The 20,807-nt window shown below is 55.8% G+C and carries 16 protein-coding genes and 2 pseudogenes; 7 read left to right on the forward strand and 11 right to left on the reverse strand.

Going from position 1 to position 20,807, the window contains the following annotated elements; translation table 11 throughout:
• Positions 1-4: 4 nt before the first annotated feature.
• Positions 5-1,603 (forward strand): ThiF family adenylyltransferase, encoded by a 1,599-nt coding sequence (locus C4J86_RS13375; protein WP_164487774.1) that lies wholly within the window; start codon positions 5-7, stop codon positions 1,601-1,603.
• Positions 1,594-2,064 (forward strand): Mov34/MPN/PAD-1 family protein, encoded by a 471-nt coding sequence (locus C4J86_RS13380; RefSeq protein WP_124370743.1) that lies wholly within the window; start codon positions 1,594-1,596, stop codon positions 2,062-2,064. Before C4J86_RS13375 ends, C4J86_RS13380 begins: the two co-directional genes overlap by 10 nt.
• A gap of 152 nt (positions 2,065-2,216) precedes the next feature.
• On the opposite strand, the pseudogene C4J86_RS13385 reads toward C4J86_RS13380, so the two are convergent.
• Positions 2,217-2,984, reverse strand: a pseudogene (locus tag C4J86_RS13385) (IS3 family transposase); the annotation flags it as partial.
• Between the two features lie 261 nt (positions 2,985-3,245).
• Here C4J86_RS13385 and C4J86_RS13390 point away from each other — a divergent pair.
• Entirely contained in the window at positions 3,246-4,781 is a 1,536-nt protein-coding gene (locus C4J86_RS13390) for a hypothetical protein (RefSeq protein WP_124370744.1), read from the forward strand.
• Positions 4,782-5,118: 337 nt separating this feature from the next.
• Positions 5,119-6,273, forward strand: coding sequence for a Shedu immune nuclease family protein (locus C4J86_RS13395; RefSeq protein WP_124370745.1), 1,155 nt, complete (start codon positions 5,119-5,121; stop codon positions 6,271-6,273).
• A gap of 667 nt (positions 6,274-6,940) precedes the next feature.
• Here the strand turns inward: C4J86_RS13395 and C4J86_RS13405 are convergent.
• The 4 genes from C4J86_RS13405 to C4J86_RS13415 are packed head-to-tail and all read right to left on the reverse strand — an operon-like array spanning position 6,941 to position 11,826.
• Positions 6,941-9,055, reverse strand: coding sequence for a hypothetical protein (locus tag C4J86_RS13405; RefSeq protein WP_124370747.1), 2,115 nt, complete (start codon positions 9,053-9,055; stop codon positions 6,941-6,943).
• Positions 9,042-10,145: a tyrosine-type recombinase/integrase gene (locus C4J86_RS26915; protein ID WP_256681700.1), complete on the reverse strand. Its 1,104-nt coding sequence runs from the start codon at positions 10,143-10,145 to the stop codon at positions 9,042-9,044. Before C4J86_RS26915 ends, C4J86_RS13405 begins: the two co-directional genes overlap by 14 nt.
• A gap of 26 nt (positions 10,146-10,171) precedes the next feature.
• The gene (locus C4J86_RS27060) at positions 10,172-10,561 is read right to left on the reverse strand and encodes a hypothetical protein (protein ID WP_164487775.1); all 390 of its coding nucleotides are present in this window, start codon (positions 10,559-10,561) and stop codon (positions 10,172-10,174) included.
• An 11-nt stretch (positions 10,562-10,572) separates the two neighbouring features.
• Complete coding sequence (locus tag C4J86_RS13415) at positions 10,573-11,826, reverse strand: site-specific integrase (protein WP_124370748.1); 1,254 nt, start codon at positions 11,824-11,826, stop codon at positions 10,573-10,575.
• 359 nt (positions 11,827-12,185) lie between these two features.
• Between C4J86_RS13415 and C4J86_RS13420 the strand changes: the two genes are divergently transcribed.
• On the forward strand, positions 12,186-12,674 hold the full coding sequence (locus C4J86_RS13420; protein ID WP_372239239.1) for a trans-aconitate 2-methyltransferase: 489 nt from the start codon (positions 12,186-12,188) through the stop codon (positions 12,672-12,674).
• Between the two features lie 105 nt (positions 12,675-12,779).
• Here C4J86_RS13420 and deoC read toward each other — a convergent pair whose 3' ends face one another.
• The gene (gene deoC / locus C4J86_RS13425; RefSeq protein WP_124367085.1) at positions 12,780-13,463 is read right to left on the reverse strand and encodes a deoxyribose-phosphate aldolase; all 684 of its coding nucleotides are present in this window, start codon (positions 13,461-13,463) and stop codon (positions 12,780-12,782) included.
• A gap of 128 nt (positions 13,464-13,591) precedes the next feature.
• Here deoC and deoR point away from each other — a divergent pair, with 128 nt between their 5' ends.
• Positions 13,592-14,350: a DNA-binding transcriptional repressor DeoR gene (gene deoR, locus C4J86_RS13430; protein WP_124362918.1), complete on the forward strand. Its 759-nt coding sequence runs from the start codon at positions 13,592-13,594 to the stop codon at positions 14,348-14,350.
• Here deoR and C4J86_RS13435 read toward each other — a convergent pair.
• From C4J86_RS13435 to C4J86_RS27410, 5 genes and pseudogenes are all read right to left on the reverse strand, one after another.
• Complete coding sequence (locus tag C4J86_RS13435) at positions 14,347-15,393, reverse strand: aldose 1-epimerase family protein (RefSeq protein WP_124370749.1); 1,047 nt, start codon at positions 15,391-15,393, stop codon at positions 14,347-14,349. The genes deoR and C4J86_RS13435 overlap by 4 nt on opposite strands.
• Complete coding sequence (gene fucP, locus C4J86_RS13440; RefSeq protein WP_124370750.1) at positions 15,390-16,721, reverse strand: L-fucose:H+ symporter permease; 1,332 nt, start codon at positions 16,719-16,721, stop codon at positions 15,390-15,392. The genes C4J86_RS13435 and fucP overlap by 4 nt, the downstream gene beginning before the upstream one ends.
• Before the next feature lie 26 nt (positions 16,722-16,747).
• On the reverse strand, positions 16,748-17,668 hold the full coding sequence (gene rbsK / locus C4J86_RS13445) for a ribokinase (RefSeq protein ID WP_124370751.1): 921 nt from the start codon (positions 17,666-17,668) through the stop codon (positions 16,748-16,750).
• Positions 17,669-17,859: 191 nt separating this feature from the next.
• Positions 17,860-18,723, reverse strand: coding sequence for a methyl-accepting chemotaxis protein (locus tag C4J86_RS27405; RefSeq protein ID WP_372238019.1), 864 nt, complete (start codon positions 18,721-18,723; stop codon positions 17,860-17,862).
• Positions 18,718-19,473: pseudogene (locus C4J86_RS27410) on the reverse strand (HAMP domain-containing protein); the annotation flags it as partial. The gene C4J86_RS27405 and the pseudogene C4J86_RS27410, both read right to left, overlap by 6 nt.
• Positions 19,474-19,607: 134 nt before the next feature.
• Here C4J86_RS27410 and C4J86_RS13455 point away from each other — a divergent pair.
• A complete protein-coding gene (locus tag C4J86_RS13455; RefSeq protein WP_124370753.1) occupies positions 19,608-20,804 on the forward strand; it encodes a multidrug effflux MFS transporter in 1,197 nt (398 codons plus the stop codon).
• Positions 20,805-20,807: the final 3 nt, after the last annotated feature.

The raw sequence follows: 20,807 nt of genomic DNA on the forward strand, positions 1-20,807 counted from the left end.
CGCCATGAGTGTCATCCCTCAACTGCTTGCAGCGCTGAAATCGATGGGTTTTCGGCGTTACGAGGCGCAGCCGAGGACCTCACACCTGGTTATCGAGGGTAGCCTGAGTACCCGCTTCGGTGATGTGCCGTGCTTGGCGAGAATCGACAGGTCGTTCCAGACGTTACCGCTTGTGCAATTGACGCCGGTGCCTGAGCGTTTGCGTCCTGTGGCCCCGCACATAGGGCCTGGGGGCTCGTTGTGCTACATCGCAGAAGCAACCGCTGTCGTTGACATCTTCGACCCCATCGGCCAGACCTTGGCGGCCCTTGAGCAGGCAGCGCGCGTTCTGGATCAGATCATGGCTGACGAGCGTGTAAATGACCTCGCGGAGGAGTTTTACGCTTTCTGGTCAGGCCCGCAGTTTTATGAGGACGTGGATTCAAGAACGTCCGGCGCAGGCGTTTTGCTAGAGGGCGGAGGAACGTTCGCTGTAAGCGACAATCCCAAGCGAACATTAGCCAAACTTGCGCACCTGCCAGGCAAGCTGCGAGAACTACCCCTGGCAGTTGACCGAGTCACCACCCGAGAAGTACCCAGACCGAGGTCAGACGCGTGGCCCCCTAAAACGGTAGGAGAACTGCTTACGTGGCAGAGTGGGCTAGATGACGCTTGCCGACGAAAGATCGAAGCACGGGTGGCTGAGGCGTATCGCAAGAAATGGCAGTTTGCGGTGGTGGTTATTGAGTCGCCCACAATGCCGTATGCTTTCGCGACAGTCGACCTCTTGAAGATTCCGCGCAACTCGTCACTCGATCAGCGCTTACCGATTTACGACGTCGAGATTATTCGGCTCAGCTTGATCCGCATCGATGACGCTTTCGTCACCCAGCGCAACATCCCCGGCCAGACTACGCTCTCGGGTTTGCGGATAGCCATGATCGGCGTCGGTACAATTGGTGGATACCTTGGTGAGATGCTGGCTAAGGCAGGCGCTGGCACTGCGGGTGGCGAGCTCATGTTGGTCGATAATCAGCACCTTGAACCCGGTAACCTTGGTAGGCATCGGCTTGGGGCAAACCACAGCTTCCTGCCTAAAGCGACTTCTCTTGCTGACGAGATCAAGCGCGTGATGCCAGGCTTGAATGTGAGGCCCATCACCCATGACGCGAGGGAGGTCAATCTGGAAGGATTTGATCTGCTGATTGATGCCACCGGGGAGCAAGCGCTAGGGCAGTGGTTGGCTGCAAAGCATTCGCGAAGTGCACCACTTGTGCATGTCTGGATCGAGGGCACTGGAGTGGCGGTGCGATCTTATATGTCGAGGCACGTCTCTGAAGGCTGCTATCGCTGTCTGTGCGATTATGAACGTCAAGGCGACTTCGCGGCTGTTGAGGGTGGGGTTGAGCCGCTGTTTGCTGGTCAAGGTTGCGAAGGGCCTTACGTACCTTTCTCCGCCTCGGCGTCTATACAGGCTGCGGCGCTTGGCCTTGACTCCGTCATGGCTTGGGTTGGACAAAAAGCGTGGCCGGGGTTGACCACTAGAGTGCTAAGCAGAACCCATGAGGCTGAAAATGCGGATTGCACAGTTCTCAAGCGACCAGGGTGTCCAGCATGCAGTTAGTGACGACCTGGCGCGTCCCAGCAGGGGATCAATGGGTGTACTTCCACCAAAGCGTCCTGGATGTTTTCGAGCGCCATATCCAAAGCGACTCTAGAACCGAAGCGGGTGGGATTCTCCTGGGCCACGTGCGTGGCAAGCACCTTGAGGTGCTTGAGGCAAGCGAGCCGACTCCTCACGATCGCCGGTTACGCTATTTCTTCGAGCGAATGATCCACGGTCACAAGGGGCTAGCTGATAGGCGCTGGCAAGAGAGTAACGGTTTGGTGAGGTATGTGGGCGAGTGGCATACCCATCCCCAGGACGTGCCCAGCCCATCTGGTACAGACCTTCGCGAGTGGCAGATATTGGCGAGGGATCGCAGTGATCGCCGACCGATGTTGGCGGTCATCGTGGGCCGTCAGAACCTGCACGTAGAGCTGATGCATGCTGGCGGGAATCGTCATGAATTCCTGATGGGATGACATGAGTACGGCGTGCATCGTTCTGCTCGCGATCCTGGCTCTGTGGTTCCAGATGCTGCGAATCGAATGGTGGAATCTGATTACTCAAATCAATTCTCCGCCAGTTTTTCTGGATGAGGCGGCGAGCTATAAAGTGAATCGCCCCGGATTCTCTAGACACCTTGCAAGCTCATTGCGTAACGCTTTTCAAACTCTACCGGTGACAGCTGATTGTTGAAACCATGGCGGCGTTTTGCGTTGTAGAACATTTCGATGTAATCAAATACATCACTACGAGCATCTTGCCGCGAGGTGTAGATTTTTCGCTAGATCCGTTCACGTTTCAGAAGCTGGAAAAAGCTCTCGGCCACGGCGTTGTCATGACAGTTGCCTCGGCGACTCATGCTGGCAACCAAATTGTTTGCCTTCAAAAAGCTGCGCCAATCGGAGCTGCTGTACTGGCTGCCTTGGTCGGAATGAACCATCACCTCTTGCTTCGGTTTACGTCTCCAAACCGCCATCAACAATGCATCAATAGCCAAATCACTGGTCATCTGCGACTTCATTGACCAGCCAACGACCTGACGAGAAAACAGATCCAGCACCACCGCCAAATACAACCAGCCTTCATACGTACGAATGTAGGTGATGCCGGTGACCCAAACATTGTTGGGTTCCACGACATCGAACTGGCGTTTCAACAAATTGGGTGAGGCGACCGCTGGCTTACCGCCGTACTTTCCAGGGCGGCGTCTATAACCTGTCTGAGACCGCAGCCCTTCAAGACGCATCAGCCTTGCCACACGATGGCGCCCGCAAACTTCACCGACCTCGCGCAGATCGTCATGGATTTTGCGATAGCCATAAACGCCGCCACTTTCCAGCCATGAATGCTTGATCAAACCCAGCAGTCGCTGGTCGTCTTTGGCGCGTGCAGATTTGTGTGGGGCTGATAGGCCATGAACAAGTGACATTCAAACGATAGAGCCAGGGTTTCGGAATCACGCAAATGACTGACTGGAAGGCCAGCAACATCTGCTCCGTCAACTATTGGCCCCTGTAAAAGAAACCGCAACCGCAGTGGCCGAGGAAAAACTTAACGCAGTGTCCGGATGAGTTGACGACTACAGGAGCGACTTGAACCATTGGGTACAAGAGCAAACCAAGCGCTATGCTCACCTCTCTACACCCGGAGCCCTATAATGTCCGTAAAAACACCGTGGGAAGCTGCGATTGAGGTTGAGCCCAAAACCGAGTCCGAGCGCTATCTTAGCAAGCTAGCGCGCAAGGCTTTTCTCAGCCTCTGGTGCTATGGAAACGTCCACACCGATGAAGGGAAAAAGTCTGCGTCAGGTGATGGCAAGGAGCTCTGCGATCTGTTCGTCGTATTCGGCGATCACATCCTGATTTTCTCCGACAAACATTGCGAATATCCCGCGCACTCAAACCCCTTGGTCTCATGGGGTCGGTGGTACAAACGGGCAATTCACGGATCAGTGGCGCAGCTGATCGGCGCTGAAAAATTCATCCGGGAGCATCCTGATCGGCTGTACCTGGACAAGCAATGCACTGTGCCTTTTCCATACCGTCTGCCTGATATGGATAAGGCTGTCTTCCATCGTATTGCCGTGACACGGGGATCCTTCGAGGCGGCGTTGTCCCACTGGGGTGGGAAAAGCAGCGGTAGTCTGATGATCGACTCTACGCTGACTGACAAGAAGCAGCACCTGGAAACGCCTTTCACTGTGGGATGGCCGGCGGGGAAAGATCGCTTCGTCCATGTGCTGGATGAATTGACCCTGGACGTACTCCTTTCGGAGCTGGACACAGTACCCGATCTGGTTGGCTATTTTTCTGAGAAAGAACGCTTCATCAGCAGTGCGGAGTATGTGAGCGTTGCGGGAGAGGAAGAGCTCATTACGCTCTACCAGACCAGCATGGACGGTGGAAGACATGTCCTGCCTCGTGATTTTCCCGAATCAAACATGATCATGCTCGCAGAGGGTGATTGGGAAAAATTCGATTCGAGCGGGCAACGGCGCGCCCGTAACGAAGCCAACCGTCTCAGTTACTTCTGGGACGAGATCATCGAGTTCCAGTCCAAATTTATCCGCTCTGATGAGGCCGTTGCGATCAATGGCGAGAACTACACGAACGATGAGAAAGAGCAGTTGGTCAGGGCTCTCGCTATGGAGACCCGTTTCGCGCGACGTGTGCTAGGGGACTCGCTTCACGATGTACTACGACGGCCTGTGCCCTCGGGAACTCAGTCGACCCGCATCATGCCGAGCCCGACGGTAGACGGGCGCTATTATGTATTCACTGTGGTACCCCGCGATCAGGCGGTTGATTACCAAGTCTACAGGGAAGATCGTGCTGAGTTCCTCGCCACGTATTGCCACGGTCTTAGACTTAAATATCCCGATATGATTGAAGCGGTCGGGCTTGCGTCCGAACCATTTTCATCCAAGGCCTCTTCGCAGGATGTGTTATACATGGCGTTCCCAGAGCCAGCCACTGTCGAAGAGCTTCACATCCTGCGTGAACAGTGCGATGAACTTGGCATTCTGCAGGAGTACTCGATGGTCCCTCACGCATTTCACGCCTTCGAATACCCGCGAGATCCTGGCCAGTTTGGTGCTGACACGGGCTTCTCGGGAAATAGAGCCGACAGGAGAGCTCAGGCAAGCGCCCAGCGTAAGGCTAAAAAGAAGGCCAAGCGCAAAAAGTTGAACTAGGGCTCTCACATCACACTTGGCGCAGGCATGAAATGTGATGGCCGTGAGATAACGATTCTGAATGCCTCATCACGCTACTGCGAAACCGCTCCCATATCCACCATGCTGCTGTCGCTATATCGGCGGCGATTGGCGACTGGACAACTGTCAGATCGATTAGTTGTAAACATCTGAAGGTAGAGAATCAGGCGCAATCAACAGCCGACCTTAGTTGCGTGCATTAGCGCTCAGGTCTAGGGTGTGCTTTACCCGGCATACGGTATAGAGGATAAGCGTCCACTTGTTGACAGGGTCTGATCGGCTTACGATCAAGCGTAGGTCAGGAGGAGTTTCGATCATGGATAACTATCAGAATCCAAAGCCAGGAAAAACATATATCAGCCCCGCGCTTCCCTCCTTTGGTGATAAATCGCGGCTTATCCGTATCGCGTCCAAAGTGTTGCCGTCGGTAGACGGCTATGAGTACGGTCGCGAGCGTGACGAAACTGTGCTCCGGCACAAACCGGAAGCGGCGACCTATATATCGGCAAAGTTTCTCGAGGACACTCGAAGGATTCAGGTTCTGACTGTTCAAAAATTCAGTTCGGAAAGCGGGCAGCCGTACGGCAGTGGTTTCTCGTTTGTCGGAGAGGAGATTGGTAGGTTTTGTGAGTTTCTTGCCAATATCCATGCGGTAACATTTGAAGGCGGGAGCCAAATCAATATTTCCGACTCAGAGCTGAGACGAATCGCTCTAACGTCTCTCCAAGCAAAACAACTAGTAACGGAAAACGAAGATTTAATTGCTGAGGTCGTGAAAAACTCACTAACAAAGCAGGACGTAGTCGCAATCGGATACCGAAAAAAGCAGCTTGAAGTCTTCAAGTCCCTATTAGAGGATGAAGACTACTTCCAAAAATTACAATCAAGGAAAGGCTGTACACCGGAAGCCCTATGGCAAAAATTCTTTGAAAAAAATCCTTGGATATTCGGCTATGGCCTTAGCTACATATATGCGTCCGGCCTCGATGGGAAGAAGCTAGAGCAAGCGGTCAGAGGTAATGATGTCGCTCAGCCAGGGAAGAGAGTGGATGCGCTTCTGAAAACAAAGGCTTGGGCGTCTAGCCTCTGTTTTGTCGAAATCAAAACTCACAAGACACGCCTGTTAAAAAACAAGAGTTATCGTGAAGGTTGCTGGGCCCCCTCGGATGAGCTTGCAGGCGCGGTCGCTCAAGTGCAGGGAACTGTGGCCCTCGCAGCAGAAACTCTGAAGGAATCAGTGCGGCTTACTGACGACAATGGATACCCCACCGCTGAAGAGGTCTTCAACTATTCCCCGAGAGCATTTGTGGTGGTTGGTTCCCTAGAGCAGTTTGTTGGCGAGCACGGGGTTAATCGGGAGCATCTCAGGAGCTTCGAATTATTTCGTCGAAATACCATCCAACCCGAGATAGTGACTTACGATGAGCTTTTTGAACGAGCAAAACACATCATCGCAGCGAATGAAGCTTAGCGTTCGCATGCAAGGCAAAAGCCCGGTCGTTACCGGGCTTTGCAGATCCCTCTAGGGGAGATAAAGCTCAAGTGCCTCAAGGGCTACCAGCCAAACTCTACGAGCGGTTGGCGCGCATGTCAACGCTTTGCGTGTGGGACTAAGTAGTTAGTTACGTGTACCGTAATGTGTAGTCGTCAGAGCTGACGCAGTCCTGTCTAGCACTGTGGGCAGATTACCATGCCGCAATCTGTAGTCGATACGAAGACTACTAAGCTGATTTATTGGGTGTTTCTCAACGGCGCCATTACTGACTCTACGTCCAAACCGTTAATAAGGCAGTTGTGTGCTATTACTGACAGAGCATCGAAAAGCTTGTCTCGCTGTATTGCCAACGCAGCGTTCTCCGCTTGAAGACTTGCAATACGCTCTTCGAGACTTCTGCGCCGGCGGGCACCATCCGGATCTCTCCCGCTTTCCCTCATTTGAACAATACGGGCGGCCTCAATTCTGTCTCCACGGTCACCTCCCAGCGTAGCTCGGCTTGTCAGGCCCAGGCGGCGCTGCACCTCCGGTCGGGAAATGGGAGCGAGCTCCACTCCTGAGCTAATCATCTGGGCGAGGAGAGCATCTATTGCTTCGTCAAGAATGCCCCCCCTCAATGTCTGTCGTCGTGCCATAGTTGCCCCTAGTCATCTGATACCGAACTGTGTCGTTTGTCCGAGTCCATAACCGTGATTGGATGCCCGTTTGGAAACACGCGTTGCACACCTCCATTGGTATCACGTGCAAGGACAGATTTTAAATTGTTGAGCTTGTTTTCCTGGTCTGCTAGCCATACATCGCTGCCTGCCTCTCCGGTGCCTGCGTCGCGCATGATGGATATTGCCTTCGTCAGATTCTTGGCTTGTTTTTCAAGGTTGACCCGTTCCGATGGAGTGCCCATCAGATGTAGATGCGAGCAGCCATTCCAGCACTGAAGATGCTTAGGGCAGGGGGCCTGGGAGAAATCGTGGATACAACCTCCGAAAGGGGTCACATGCAGCGCCGTGGCGTGTACGGTGAGGAATGCTTCCGCAGTTGTTGTACCTTTATCTGATAGCAAAGCATGGTAACTGTCGGTCAAAGCGCCATGAATACGCTTATCTCTTATGCCTGTATGGAGAAATTCGATGCGTTCGTGATAGCTATTGAACGCCAGGAACTCATGATGGGCAGCGATGTTTTCTTCAATGCTCGTGTGTTGGTAATAAACATTCTGGTCGAGGCGTTTTCGACCCAGAGCCAACGCTTGCTGAACATCGCTCATACCGGTCAAGTGGTAAATTGTGTTCCGCCAGTGTCTAGGTTGGTGGCTTGTTAGCCTAATCGGAGTTCCATCGGATTCGGTTAATGAACGACGCGAAAAAATTGACGTATATTTTTCATCGTCACCTAATGCGTGATTGATATCCTCGAGGGTGACCCGACGCGGGACAGCACGAAACACATTTGCCTCACGTCCACCGAAACGAAATTGGCCGTCGAAAGCGATGGCAAGCGTTTCGCTGGTTCTAAGTACGATACGAACCCGTCCCCCAACATTTTCTGTCAATGCCGCGTGCCCACGGAGGCTCGGGACGATCAGTCGCTCAATCTCCCCGGCGACGTAGCGTCGCCTTAACGACCTTCCTCGCTTTTCATCTGGTTCATCGTCAAACGGATGGACACCGTTACGTGTGAGGAAAAGGTATAGATTTCTGCTTGCGCTTCTTGCTTCGCTAAAACCTAGCCAGTCCAAGACCTTTGCATCGGATATCACTGACTGAGGGGGGTAGCTCCAAATACGTCCTGGGTGGAGTTCTTGCCAGGCGGCAATTTCTCGTTGTTCATTGGTTAGCGTTTTTAATCGCTCTACTGCGCGCCTGGCTAGAGGAATGTCGCTTTCAGCCAGCCAATGAACACGGGATTGAAATTGCTTTTCCGCGAAGTACCTAATTCCGCATTCGACGAGAGGCTTGCCATGGGCATCGACAACTACTTCTCCTGTCGTCCCTTTGATCGGCCTTTCGACCCAACAATCATAAGGTATTACTGCTACTTCGTTACCTCGTTGCCCAGTCGCTATCAATAAGTCGATCACTCGCAGCAAAATTTCTTCGCCGTCACTGAGTGGGTTGTTCGAACATATGGCATATGCCTCCATCGCCTCACGAGAAGGTAATCTCTCATCAGACTTACGCTGTTTTACCGCACGATCAGGATCGTGCAATGAGATGAACTCGTGGCGGCTTTTTTCTGGTTTTGCATCATGTGTAAAGTGGATGGCGGTGTCGGTTAATTGTAGTTTATCGATCGTATCCGCAATTACCTGAAGATGAGATATCGCGTCGTAAAGGTTCTTGTAGCCACTCCCTTTGAGAAATTCTACGACACGGTCAAAATCGCCCCGCGTCAACTGTGTAGGGTCGGATACACGTCGTTCAAACAACGGATTGTAAAGTCGGCGTACCGCAATATTGTAGGCGGCGACCATCGAAAACTTCAGGCTTCGGGTGCGTTGTAGATATACGATTAATGCCTTGCAAAAATCCTGGAAATCCGAGGGAAGGGCAGCTTTAGGAGGAACAGAATAGCCATTCTCTTCAAGTGATTGTCGTTGAGTTTCAAAGGTTATAGTCTGCTGCTTTAAGCGCTGCGGTAACCAATGCTGGACCGACCATAGCGCTGACTCCCAAGGGGTTGGAATCGATAAAGACTGAAAAATCACTTTTTCCTGTTTAATAAAGCCTTCGAGGCTCTGCCTTGCCCTAGACAGCGTCATCTGCGGCACCCTCCGTGTGCTGCCGGCAGCGTTCGATCGTAGTGCTTACTGCCAGGATGGTTTTCTGATGCTGGGCGAGGGGCCGATTGTGACTGAGATCACCGGCTTGTTCTGCCATATCAATGAACCGTTGGGCCTCCCGCTGGAGCGCATCCTTTACCTGCTCATGGCGGCCGTCAGCAAAGGGGTGGAACTTCTTGCAGGTGTAGCACGCGTATATAGGGTTGTAGGGACAGTGGGTATGGACGGGTAAGGCGCAGGCACCAATATCGCCTATGTACTGCGTATCAATGACGCCGCGGACGGCTGCTTCAGGAGCCGTATCGCGGCGTTTGACGATTTTCCCAGTTAATAAGCTGCGCATGATGCGCTGATAGGCCGGGCTCTTACCCAGAGCTTTCTCTTTGATCCGGGCAATGTTTGGGGTGGCCGTTACGTAAGCACGCGCTGCAACCGTGCTGTTGTGTCCGAGCAGTTCGGCAATCCTGTCTGCCGGAGTCCCCTGATCCGCCAAACCTTGCCCCAGGTGATGACGCAACAACATGGTTACCTGATTCGGCCTATCTATCCCAGCTTCACGCAGCTCGTGTTTGAGGCCTGAACCGACCTCAATAACCGAGAGACGCCTTCCACAAGGATTGACAAATAATGGTTCACAGTCGCTACCAAAACGGCGTTGAATTTCTGAAACGTGCCGTGAGATTTTCTCACCCAGGCGGGTGGTTATTTTGCGGGGGCGCCGCTCAGGTCTGCGCTGGCCGACTTTTTTGGCCATGGGTAACCACAGGGTGTAGTACTTTTCGTGATCAGTGCTCTCAATAAACTCAAAATCAGCAATATCAAGCGAATGAAATTGAATCGATCGAGGTGCGATCTCGAAACCCAAGTGAAGCACTATATTAAACTGAACATCCACCCAAGAGTCACATTTAAGTTCTCGCTCAATGCGTTTGAGCAATCGAATTTCTTCATCAAGTTCTAAGCCAGACTGCGAGAGAAAAATTCGAGCATACGGGTCAACCCGATCTGACTTTACCTCCTTGATTTTTAAATATGTGGCTGGATCGAAGCCATTGATTCCTCTATCCATTGCCCAACGATAAAACCTTCGAAATCCTACAAGTACTGCCCTCGTTTTTTTATCTCTTCGAGAGCAGTGATTAGTTGATGTGTGGCCCAAGGAAGTCCGGCCGCGAGATTTGTATCAGGTAAAAAACGAAGGGTATCCGCGAACATTACCGCAGTTCGAGGTGCATATTTCTCAAGCGCATAAGCCATAAAGCCTTTGCCTATTTCGATTAGCTCTGAATTCAACTGGATCGCACTCCAATCAATTTTCAGTGCAATTCCACCGTCGTACCAGGTCCACACCTTCAGTTGAGTATCGACATACTTTGGCTGGTCATTAGTGCGAGTCCGAATCGCAACGTGAGCGGGCCCCCTGAACACGTAAGCTGGCAAAGAGGAGGGCGGTGACGCGTGTTCTTGATCGGCTGACTTGGTCACGGCGAACCTCCTTAACTGTCAAGTCGGCTCCAGGCTGCCGAGGTGCGCTGAGCATTGTGGAGGTTGGCCGACTCGGCTAGATAACGACCTGCGTAACGGCGTGGCATAGTCGAGGTCTCAGACCAACCGCAGACTCGCCGTAGTTCGTCCGTGGCCCGCTCGAGGTCATGCCCACGCTTTTCGACCAGGTAAGCCAAAAAGTGGTCTGCAAAGGTGTGGCGAAAGTCATGCGCAGAAAGTGTAGGCAACAATCCTGGATGAGCCAGCTCAATGGTCAGAAACAGCCGATCAAGAACGTTAGACAACGCGCGGATCGACAGCGGGCGGCCACGATCCGAGATGAACAAATAGCGATACAGCAATTTCATCGGTTTACCGTCACGCAGAGGGCGCCGGTCGCGCTGGATATAGCGCTCGTAGACCTCATACAACTGTGCGGAGATGCCTACGGTCCGCCCATGTGTTTTGAGCGCAGGCTCTTCAACGCGCGGGTCGCGGGGATCATGTTCGCGATCATTGATGCTGACATAGGCGTGCTGAGAACCTTTATTGATATCCGTGGTGTAGAGCTTCAGAAGCTCTCCACGACGGATGCCGGTCTCCAAGAGCAATTCAATCATTAGCCAGTTATGCAGCTGCAAACGTTCCGGGAACGGATTCTCCGCAGCGCCAGAGCGAATCAGTGTGCGAACGATCTGTAGTTGCGTATCTGTCAGGCTGCGGTAACGAGTGCGGTCGGGACGAGCATTGATGATGTGGCCCTCAAAGCGCCGCTCAATGACGTCAGCAACATCGGCAAATACCACGTTGATGTCAGCCTGTGCGGCTGAATTCTGACGGGCGCGCGGGATGTAACGGGTGACGCACCAAGATAGGTATTTCTTCAGCAGGCGCAGGTACTGGTCACGTGTTCGTGAACTGATCTGCTGAAAAAGTACAGTGCCCGGTTTGCCGATTCGGGCAATCAGATTATCGGCATGACGGCCACTTTGGAGCCAAATAGCGTAACCATCCAGCAAAGCCAGAATCGCCTCAAAGTGGCAGGCCAAAATGGCCTCATCGATATCCCGATCTCGGCTTTTGGCATAGGCGTAGAAAGCCTGGATCGCGCGCAGGTGCGCCGCAGCCGTATTGTAAGCGCGGTGCCTGAGTTTGAGTTGGACGTAGATGAACGGAGTGAGTATGGGCAACGGAGTCGCATCACCAGCTTGTACAAGCAGCGGTAGTCGTTGACCTGAAGAGAAACGGCACTGAATCAGTCTCATCGGCAGCCACCTCATTCAAGGATTCGTCATGAACACTATGGACATAGCCCGTTGAGAGAGTAGGCGTCAAAACGAATTCGTCGAATCAGTCACTTAGGCAGCTCATGAACATTTATGACATGGCCTGTCGTTTAACATAATATACATTATGCGAACCCATTGGTATTCCACACAGGCCGTCTCCCAGGTACATTTCAAACCTCAGCCACGTCTCTTGACCACATCCCCTCAGGATTTCCCCCATGCATGAAGCAGCCCGTCAGATCATCGATCTCTACGAACGTCACGCTCAAACATGAGATCGAATTCGCTCACGGCGCCTCGTTGAACAATCCTGGCTGGATCGTTTTCGTCAGGCCATGCCGGTTGCGGCTGGTGATGTCCTCGATGTCGGCTGTGGCTGCGCCGAACCCATGGCAGCTTATTTGATCAACGCGGGTCACGCTGTATGTGGCGTTGATTCTTCCACGGCCATGATCACCTTGTGTCGGCAACGTTTCCCGCAGCACGCTTGGCATGTGGCCGACATGCGCCAGTTGGCGTTGAATCGGCGTTACGCTGGCATTCTGGCGTGGGACAGTTTCTTTCACCTGACGCCTGATGATCAGCGTCGAATGTTCCCGATTTTCCAGGCCCATGCCCAGCCTGGTGCCGCACTGATGTTTACCAGTGGCACGGCACATGGCATTGCGCTGGGCAGCTTTGAGGGCGAAACGCTTTATCATGCCAGCCTGGACCATGGTGAATATATTGCGCTGCTCAATGCCCACGGTTTCAGCGTCGTTGAGCAAATAACAGAAGATCCGGAATGTGGCGGGCATACGATCTGGCTGGCTGTTTTCGGCTGAAATCGACCTGTTGCCCTGCCCGTTTATATAGATATATCGTATAACTCAACTAAATGACTATTTAGTATAGTTATATCTACCGATCACTAATCAGCAAAAAAATCTTCAATAACCACCCGCCGCCGTCATCGCTCCGCCCACGATCGCAATTCCTGAACTACTGCCCAAACGTGTCGCCCCGGCTTCAATCATCTTTAAAGCCGTCGGATAATCGCGCACACCGCCGGACGCCTTTACACCAACCCCTGCGCCCACGGTCTGGCGCATCAGTGCCACATCTTCGACTGTCGCGCCGCTTCGGCTGAAGCCGGTGGAGGTCTTGACGAACGCCACACCCAAGTCGCGGCAGATTTCGCAGGCCTGGACCTTCTGCTTGTCGTCGAGCAGACAGGTTTCCAGTATGACCTTCAACGGCACGGCGCCGCAGGCCTCGTGGACCAGGGCGATGTCTTCGCGCACGGCGTCCAGCAGCCCGTCTTTCAACCATCCGATATTGAGCACCATATCGATCTCCCCTGCCCCGGCGGCAATTGCCCGTTGGGCTTCGAAAGCCTTGGTGTCACTCAGACCGGCCCCCAATGGAAAGCCCACAACAGCACAAATCACTACGCTTTTATCGGTCAGGCATGACGCGGCGTAAGGTACTTGACCCGAGTTCAGGCACACGGAGTAAAAGCCGTGTTCGCGGGCCTCTTCGCACAAGGTTCGGATCTGTTCACGGGAGGCGTCGGGAGCCAGCAGGGTGTGATCGATGTACTTGGCCAATGCTGCGGGTGGAAGATTGTTCATTTAACGAGCCCTTGCCTGTATGTTGCCAATGATCGTGGCGCGCGTGTCACGGTGCGCATATAAAATAGTTACAATAATAACATTTAATGTTACTTATTTAACAACAACAATCAACCCCTGGAATACTCGTGGACAGTAGAAAAGCCGAGCGACTGAAGCTCATTCAACAAGCCTTGCAGGACCAGAATGCCATTCACTTGAAGGAAATGGCCGCGCTGCTGGAGGTTTCCGAAATGACCCTGCGCCGCGATCTCAACCACTTCAGCGATCATTTGCGCCTGCTGGGCGGCTACATCACGCGAGTCGGCAACGAGGCCGGCGATTATCGCGTGGCGGAGCAGGACACGCGTCACGTTGAGGAAAAACGCCGCATCGGAAAGCTCGCTGCCCAGTTGATCCAGGCCGGTGACACGGTATTTTTTGACTGCGGCACCACCTCGCCTTTTGTGGTTGATTTCATTCCCGATGCGCTGGAGTTCACGGCGGTGTGCAGTTCGCTGAACGTGCTGCTCAAACTGCAGAACAAGCCCAATTGCCACATCGTGTTGTGCGGTGGCACCTTTCACCGCAAGAACCAGGTTTTTGAAAGCCGCGCCGAAAGCAGCATCCTCGACAGCGTGCGCCTGACATGGGCCTTTGTGACCGCCGCCGGCGTCAGCCAGGAATTCGGCGTGACGTGCTTCAACTTCAACGAAGTCGAGGTCAAGCAAAAGGTCATACGCCAGGCCCAGCAGCGCGTGCTGCTCGCCGATTTCAGCAAGTTCGACACGGTGCGCACCGCTCACTTCGCCGCCCTGGAAGACTTTCATTACGTGGTCAGCGACAAGAAAATCCCCCGTGGCTACAAGGAAGTCATCCAGGCCAACGGCACGCAATTGCTGGTCTAACCCAACAGCTTCCGCCGCTCCTGCGCACTCAAGTAACCGGTGGTGACACTGAACGAAGCGCTGGCTCCAGCCGCCAGCACACGCACGTGACCTTTGGCTTTCTCGGCGTTATAGCCCTCGGGTTCACAGGTGGACGGCAGAACGAACGCCGCCACTTGCTGATCCGGCGTGTACAGGATCCAACGCGCGGCGTGCTCGAACTGTTCGGGACGGTAACGGGTGTAAAACGCCGCGCCATCGGGATGATCGAGTAGAAAATGCGCCTGGCCCGCGGCGTCAGTGGCAACACCATCAAAGAAAAACACGATCTCGGGGTCGTACAGTGACGGCTGTTCAAGGCAGGCCAACTGAGTCGGGTGCTCGGCCAGTCGGGCCATGTAGGCGCTCCAGGCTGGCGTCGGCTTGACGTGGTCCGGCACGCTGGTACGCAGGCGCAGGCGTTGCACGCCCAACGGTTCGACAAACCGCGCACCGGTCACAAACGCGTAGTTCATGTGGGCCATGTACATCAGGTCCATGGGCTTTCTGGCCAGGTTCGTCACGTCCATATCGATATCGAACAAGGCCGAATCGGCGCGCAATGTGACGCTGGGGCAAGCCAGGTAACGATCGCCGAACCCCTTGGCGTACTGATACGAGCCGCCCAGGCGCAAAAAGCCCTCGCCCACTTCCAGCCAGGCCGTGTCCAGGGGCGCGCAGGGCATTTCGCCGTGCAAGGCGTGCGTGTCGTCCGGCGTCGGGCAACCATTGCGCAGCAGGCCACTGTGAAACATGAAGCAGCCATAGGTGTCGATGACCGTGGTGCTGGGCCGAGGTTGCTCGAACAGGTTGTTCATGGTCAGGTTGCAACCGTCGAACTCGGCTGACCAGACCATCTGTCCTTGATAAGGCAGTACCACCAGCTTGCCACGGCTGTTCTCCAGGCTCAGGGCCAACACACCCGACGCATAGGTCCAGGCACTGACCTTGAATGCAGGGGATTGCAGGAGGATCTTTTCCTGCTCGCCAAACACCGCTCGGTACAGTGGGATACGTGTATTCATGAGGCCACCGCCCCGGTGGCGCCCGCCGGTAAGGTGCCGGGTTGGCGCATGCACTTGAGCGCATACATCACGATCACGATAAAGCACAGTAACGGCACGCTGTAAGCCAGCTGCATGTTGCCGCCGCTGGCGTCGGACAGCAGGCCCTGGAAGATCGGGATCACCCCGCCGCCTACGATGCTCATCACCAGCAAAGAGCCACCGACACCGGTGTCTTCACCCAGGCCATCGATGGTCAGGCCGTAGATGGTCGGCCAGCAGGGGCCGAGGAAAATGCTCACGCCGACTGCTGCATACACCGCCGAAATGTTCGGCACCAGAATGGTATAGGCCAGCAGCACGATACACAGCACCCCGTAGATCGCCAGGACCTTGGCGGGGTGCAGCCGCCGCATCAACAGGTTGGCGATCAGCTTGCCGACAAAATACGCGGCAAAGGTGGTCAGCAAAAACCAGGAGGCGCTGCGCTCGTTCATACCGCCCATTTGCATGGCCAGGCGAATGGTGAAACTCCACACGCCGACCTGGGCGCCCACGTAAAGAAACTGCGCCAATACGCCAAAGGTAAAGCGTGGGTTGCGCCACAGGCGGCCCAGGCTCTGACGCAGACTGCCGGGCTTGCTGCCAGCGGGCTTATTGCCCTTGCAGGCGGGAAATCGCGTAATGGCGATCAGGATAAAGATCAGCACCAGCACGGCAATCATCCACTTGTAGGGCAAGAGCGTGGACTGGATCATTTGCAACTGCGCAACCGCCGCCTCGGAAGCGCTCATCTGCGTCAGTTGTTCCGTGGTGGCGTCCGTGTCCTTGAACATCACAAAGCTGCCTACGTACACCCCGGCCATTGCGCCGAATGGGTGGAAGGTTTGCGAAATGTTCAAGCGTCGGGTCCCGGTTTCCCGTGGCCCCATCAGTGTCGAATAGGTGTTGCACGCGGTTTCAAGGAACGACAGCCCGGCGGCTATCACAAACAGCGCCAACAGGAACATGCCGTACTTGGCCGTGGACGCCGCCGGAAAAAACAATAGGCAGCCGAACATATACAGCAGGAGGCCGATCAGAATCGTGCTCTTGTAGCTGAAGCGACGCACCACCATCGCGGCCGGGATCGCCACGAAAAAGTAGCCCAGATAAAACGCCGACTGCACAAAGGCGGTCTGGAAATCACTGAGCAGAAACGCTTTCTTGAAATGGGCGATGAGCACGTCGTTCATGCTCGCCGCCGCCGCCCACAGCGCAAAGATGCTGCACAGCAGGATAAAGGCGAACCAGGGCGTGCGGTTCAGGTAGAAGCCATCGGGAGTCGGTTGCAGCGCAGGTTTGTTCATTATTGTTCTCCGGGCTGGGTGGGGTGTTACCGCTGTTGCTGGAAACGCGTGAACGTTTCGTGGTCGGGATAAGACGTTTGCGTACCCAGCGCCATGACCGAGCACGCGGAATACGCTACCGCCTGTTCAATGGCCTGACGGATATGGCCGTCGCGGTTCCAGTGGTGAATGAAGCATCCGATAAAGGCATCGCCGGCCCCCGTGGTATCACGGGCCACCACCTGTACGCCGGGCACATGGAATTCGCCCTCTTCGCCCACGTACAACGCACCGTGCTCGCCAAGGGTGACGATTACGTGGCGAATGCCGCTGGTGACCAGGCTGCGCGCGGCGGCCTGGGCCGAGGCCGGCGAGTTCACGACGTGGCCGGTGATCAGCGCCAGTTCCGATTCGTTGGGGATCAGGAAGTCCAGCTGCGCCAAATGCTCGGCGCTTAACCCGGTCAACGCCGGTGCCGGGTTGAGCAGCACCGCGATAGCGTGTCGGTGAGCGAATTCGATGGCGTGGTAGACCGTCTCCAGGTTGATTTCCAATTGCAGCACGATCAGCGTGCATTCACGCAGGTCCGCTGCAGCGGCATCGATGTCCGCCGGCGACAGATGCGCATTGGCTCCTTTGACGATCAATATGCTGTTGTGCGAGTCAGTTCGCACGAAGATCGGCGCGACGCCGCTGGAAACACCCGGCACGCGCTGCACGTAACGGGTGTCGATGCCAAAGCGTTGGAAGTTGGCCACGGTGTTGTCGGCAAACATGTCGTCGCCGACCTTGCTCAGCATCAGGACATCAGCCCCCAACTTGGCGGCCGCGACGGCCTGGTTGGCCCCCTTGCCGCCGCAACCGAGGGCAAAACCCGGCGCTTCGAGGGTCTCGCCCTGGGCCGGCATGCGGTCGATGTAGGTAATCAGATCAACCATATTGCTGCCGATGACTGCGATCTTGCTCATTGCTATTCCACCTTGTTACGGCACGACGAGGCAAAGCGTGCCGCTCTTGTTTTGTTATTTAAATAACATTAGGTGTGAATATTCAATCTTTTTTTGTGGGGTCGGATCAATTTTGCCGGATGGTCTTACCCGGTTCCCCTTTCTCCGGACAAAAAAAACCGGCCTCAGAGGCCGGCCGTTAATCAACAGGTCTACACGCTGAACCGATCCACCGACTGCGACAATTTCCCGGCCAGGCCGGCCAGCTCATCGGTGGTCGCGGCTGTCTCACCGATGACGCGGCTATTGTTTTGCGACATACCGGCGATCATCTCCACCTGGTGGGCGATTTCATTGCTGGCCAGGCTCTGCTCGCCGATGGTCCGGGAGATGTCGTTGACCAACTCCGTGGTGCTCAAGGTGGCCTGCAGAATCTCGCGAATGGCGCGCTCCACATCGGCGGTCACGGCCATGCCTTTGTCCACCTGGGCGACGCCCTCCTCCATGCTGGTCACCGCTTCCCGGGTGCTTTGCTGGATACGCCCGACCATGCTGGCGATTTCCTGGGTGGAGGCGCTGGTGCGGCCGGCCAGGCTGCGTACTTCGTCGGCAACAACGGCAAAACCGCGCCCTTGTTCACCGGCGCGAGCGGCTTCGATGGCGGCGTTGAGGGCCAGCAGGTTGGTTTGGTCGGCAATGCCCTTGATCACTTGGATGATGCTGTAGATGGCCTCGGATTCCTTGTCCAGGGTGCGAATGACCAGAGCCGATTGCTGGGCGGAACGGGCAATGCCGTCCATGTCGCTGACCACTTGGTGAATCACCCGGCCGCCGTCCTTGGCCAGGGCTTCGGCCTGGTTGGCCATGTCCAGCGCGCGCCCGGCGTGGCGGGTGATTTCTTCGATGCTGGCGGTCATTTCGCTGGCGGCGGCGGCCATGGTGCTGGCGGCGGCGCTTTGTTGCTGGCTGCTGCCGGCGACTTCATGGCAGCCCTGGCTCAGTCGTTCGCTCACGCCATTGACGCCGTGGGCATTGCTGCGCACCACGTCGATCATGCCGCGCAGGTCGCGCTGCATGGTGGCGAGGCTACGAATCAATGAACTGGCTTCGTCCTTGCGGCTGGGCTCGACAATCGGTTCGCTCAAGTTGCCGCTGGCGATACTCGCGGCGATGCGGCTGGCAGCCTGCAGAGGCCCCATGATGCTGAGGATTACCCAGCGTCCCTGGGCCAGCAGCAGCAACAGGCTGGCGATCAGTACCGCGCCCAGGATCAGATTGGCGTTATGGATGGTGCGTTGGGTAGCCTCGCCGGTGCGTTCGGTATGGCTTTCGATCAACTCACTGAAGGCGCCCATTTGATCTTCGAGCTGGCTGAAGGCTTTATTGAAAGTTTCAAGCTCCCCGCGAGCGCCTTCGGGGTTGCCCAAGGCCAGCGCGACGATACGCTCGGCGGCGCCGATGTAGGTGTCCAGGCTGGGCTTGATGTTGTCGAGGTTGGTTTTGAGCGTGGCTTCCAACGGCAACTTGAGGTTGTCCCCCAGTACCTTGCGAAAGTTCTCGGCGTGCTCCTTGAGCGAACTATTGACCTCTGCGGCGGTGGTGGTGCTTTTGCCCAGGCCCACCAGCATGGCGGACAACACATCGGCGCGCAGCGCGTCATGCATCATGTCGGCTTCCATGTGGTTGCGCAAAACGGTCATGCTGACCTCGTTTTCCTGCACGGCAGCGCTCATCTGTCGGTTTCCAAGGTAACCGGCCAGGCTCATGACCAGGGCGGTCAGCAACCCGGTCGCAATCAACAGCGTCAAGCGTAATTTGATCGTCATGCGGATATCCCTCACCCAAGCGCCGATGCGTCGTTACTAGCGTTATCGGCATCACTGGCTGTTAGTGAAGCTCAAGTTTGCGGATCTGCGCGGATACCTTAAGCTGGGCGTCTTTTGCTTGCCCCGGGACACCCATGCCTCAACGTATCGCCCACCTCGCCCTGCTGCTGGGGTTGATCACCGCCATCGGCCCGTTCGCCATCGACAGCTACCTCCCCGCCCTCCCCACCCTGGGTGCCAGCCTGCAGGCGTCGCCCGCCGCCGTGCAGATGAGCCTCACGGTATTTTTCATGATCATCGGCGTCTGCCAGCTGTTCTATGGGCCGCTCAGCGATGTGTATGGGCGCAAGCCGCCGATCTACGCCGGCCTGGTGATTTTTGCCGTGGCCAGCGTCGGTTGCGCATTGGCGCCGACCATTGAAGTGCTGATCGGGTTTCGCGCCCTGCAAGCGTTTGGCGCGTGCGCCGGCATGGTCATCCCACGGGCGATCGTGCGCGACCTCTATACCGGCCATCAAGCCGCGCGCTTGATGGCGTTGCTGATGCTGGTGATGAGTGTGTCGCCGATCCTTGCGCCTCTGGCCGGCAGTGTGGTGATTTCACTCTGGAGCTGGCGCGAGGTGTTCGCCGTGCTGGCGGTGGTGGCCGTGCTGTGCCTGGTGATGACCGTTGTACAACTGCCCGAAACCCACCCGGCCGAGCGGCGCCTGGGCAAAACCCTGGGCGGTGCGATCCGCAGCTACGGCGCGCTGCTGCGCGATCCGGTGTTTATCGGCCTGGCAGTGGTCAGTGGCTTTGGCCTGGCCACGTTCTTCGTGTTTATCGGCAGTGCGCCGTTCGTGTATATCCAGTATTTCGGCCTGACGCCCACCCAGTTCAGCCTGTGCTTTGCCGTCAACGCCGCCTCGTTTTTCGCCATGAGCCAGCTGACAGCCCGCCTGAGCGCGCGCTTTGGCCTGGCGCCGCTGATTCGCTGGTCGGTAATTGCCGTGGCGGCCGTGATGGCGCTGCTGGCGGTCACCACGCTGTGGGGCGATAGCCTGGCGTTGATGATGACCCTGCTGTTTGTCGGCTTCGGTTTTCTCGGCCTGTTGTTGCCGGCCGCAGGGGTGTTGTCGCTGGAGGATCACGGTGCGGTGGCAGGGTCGGCGTCGGCGTTGCTGGGCGCGATTCAGATGGTCACCGCCGCTGTGTCGATGACACTGGTGGGGCTGTTCGCCGACCATACGCCCGCGCCAATGTTGGTGGGCATCGCGCTGTGCGCCGCCGCCGCCCTGCTCACGGTGATATGGACGCTGCGCCGCTTGCCGCCGCACCTGGCGAGTGCTTGAGCC

The sequence above is a fragment of the Pseudomonas sp. R2-7-07 genome, assembly GCF_003852355.1.
GTDB lineage: Bacteria > Pseudomonadota > Gammaproteobacteria > Pseudomonadales > Pseudomonadaceae > Aquipseudomonas.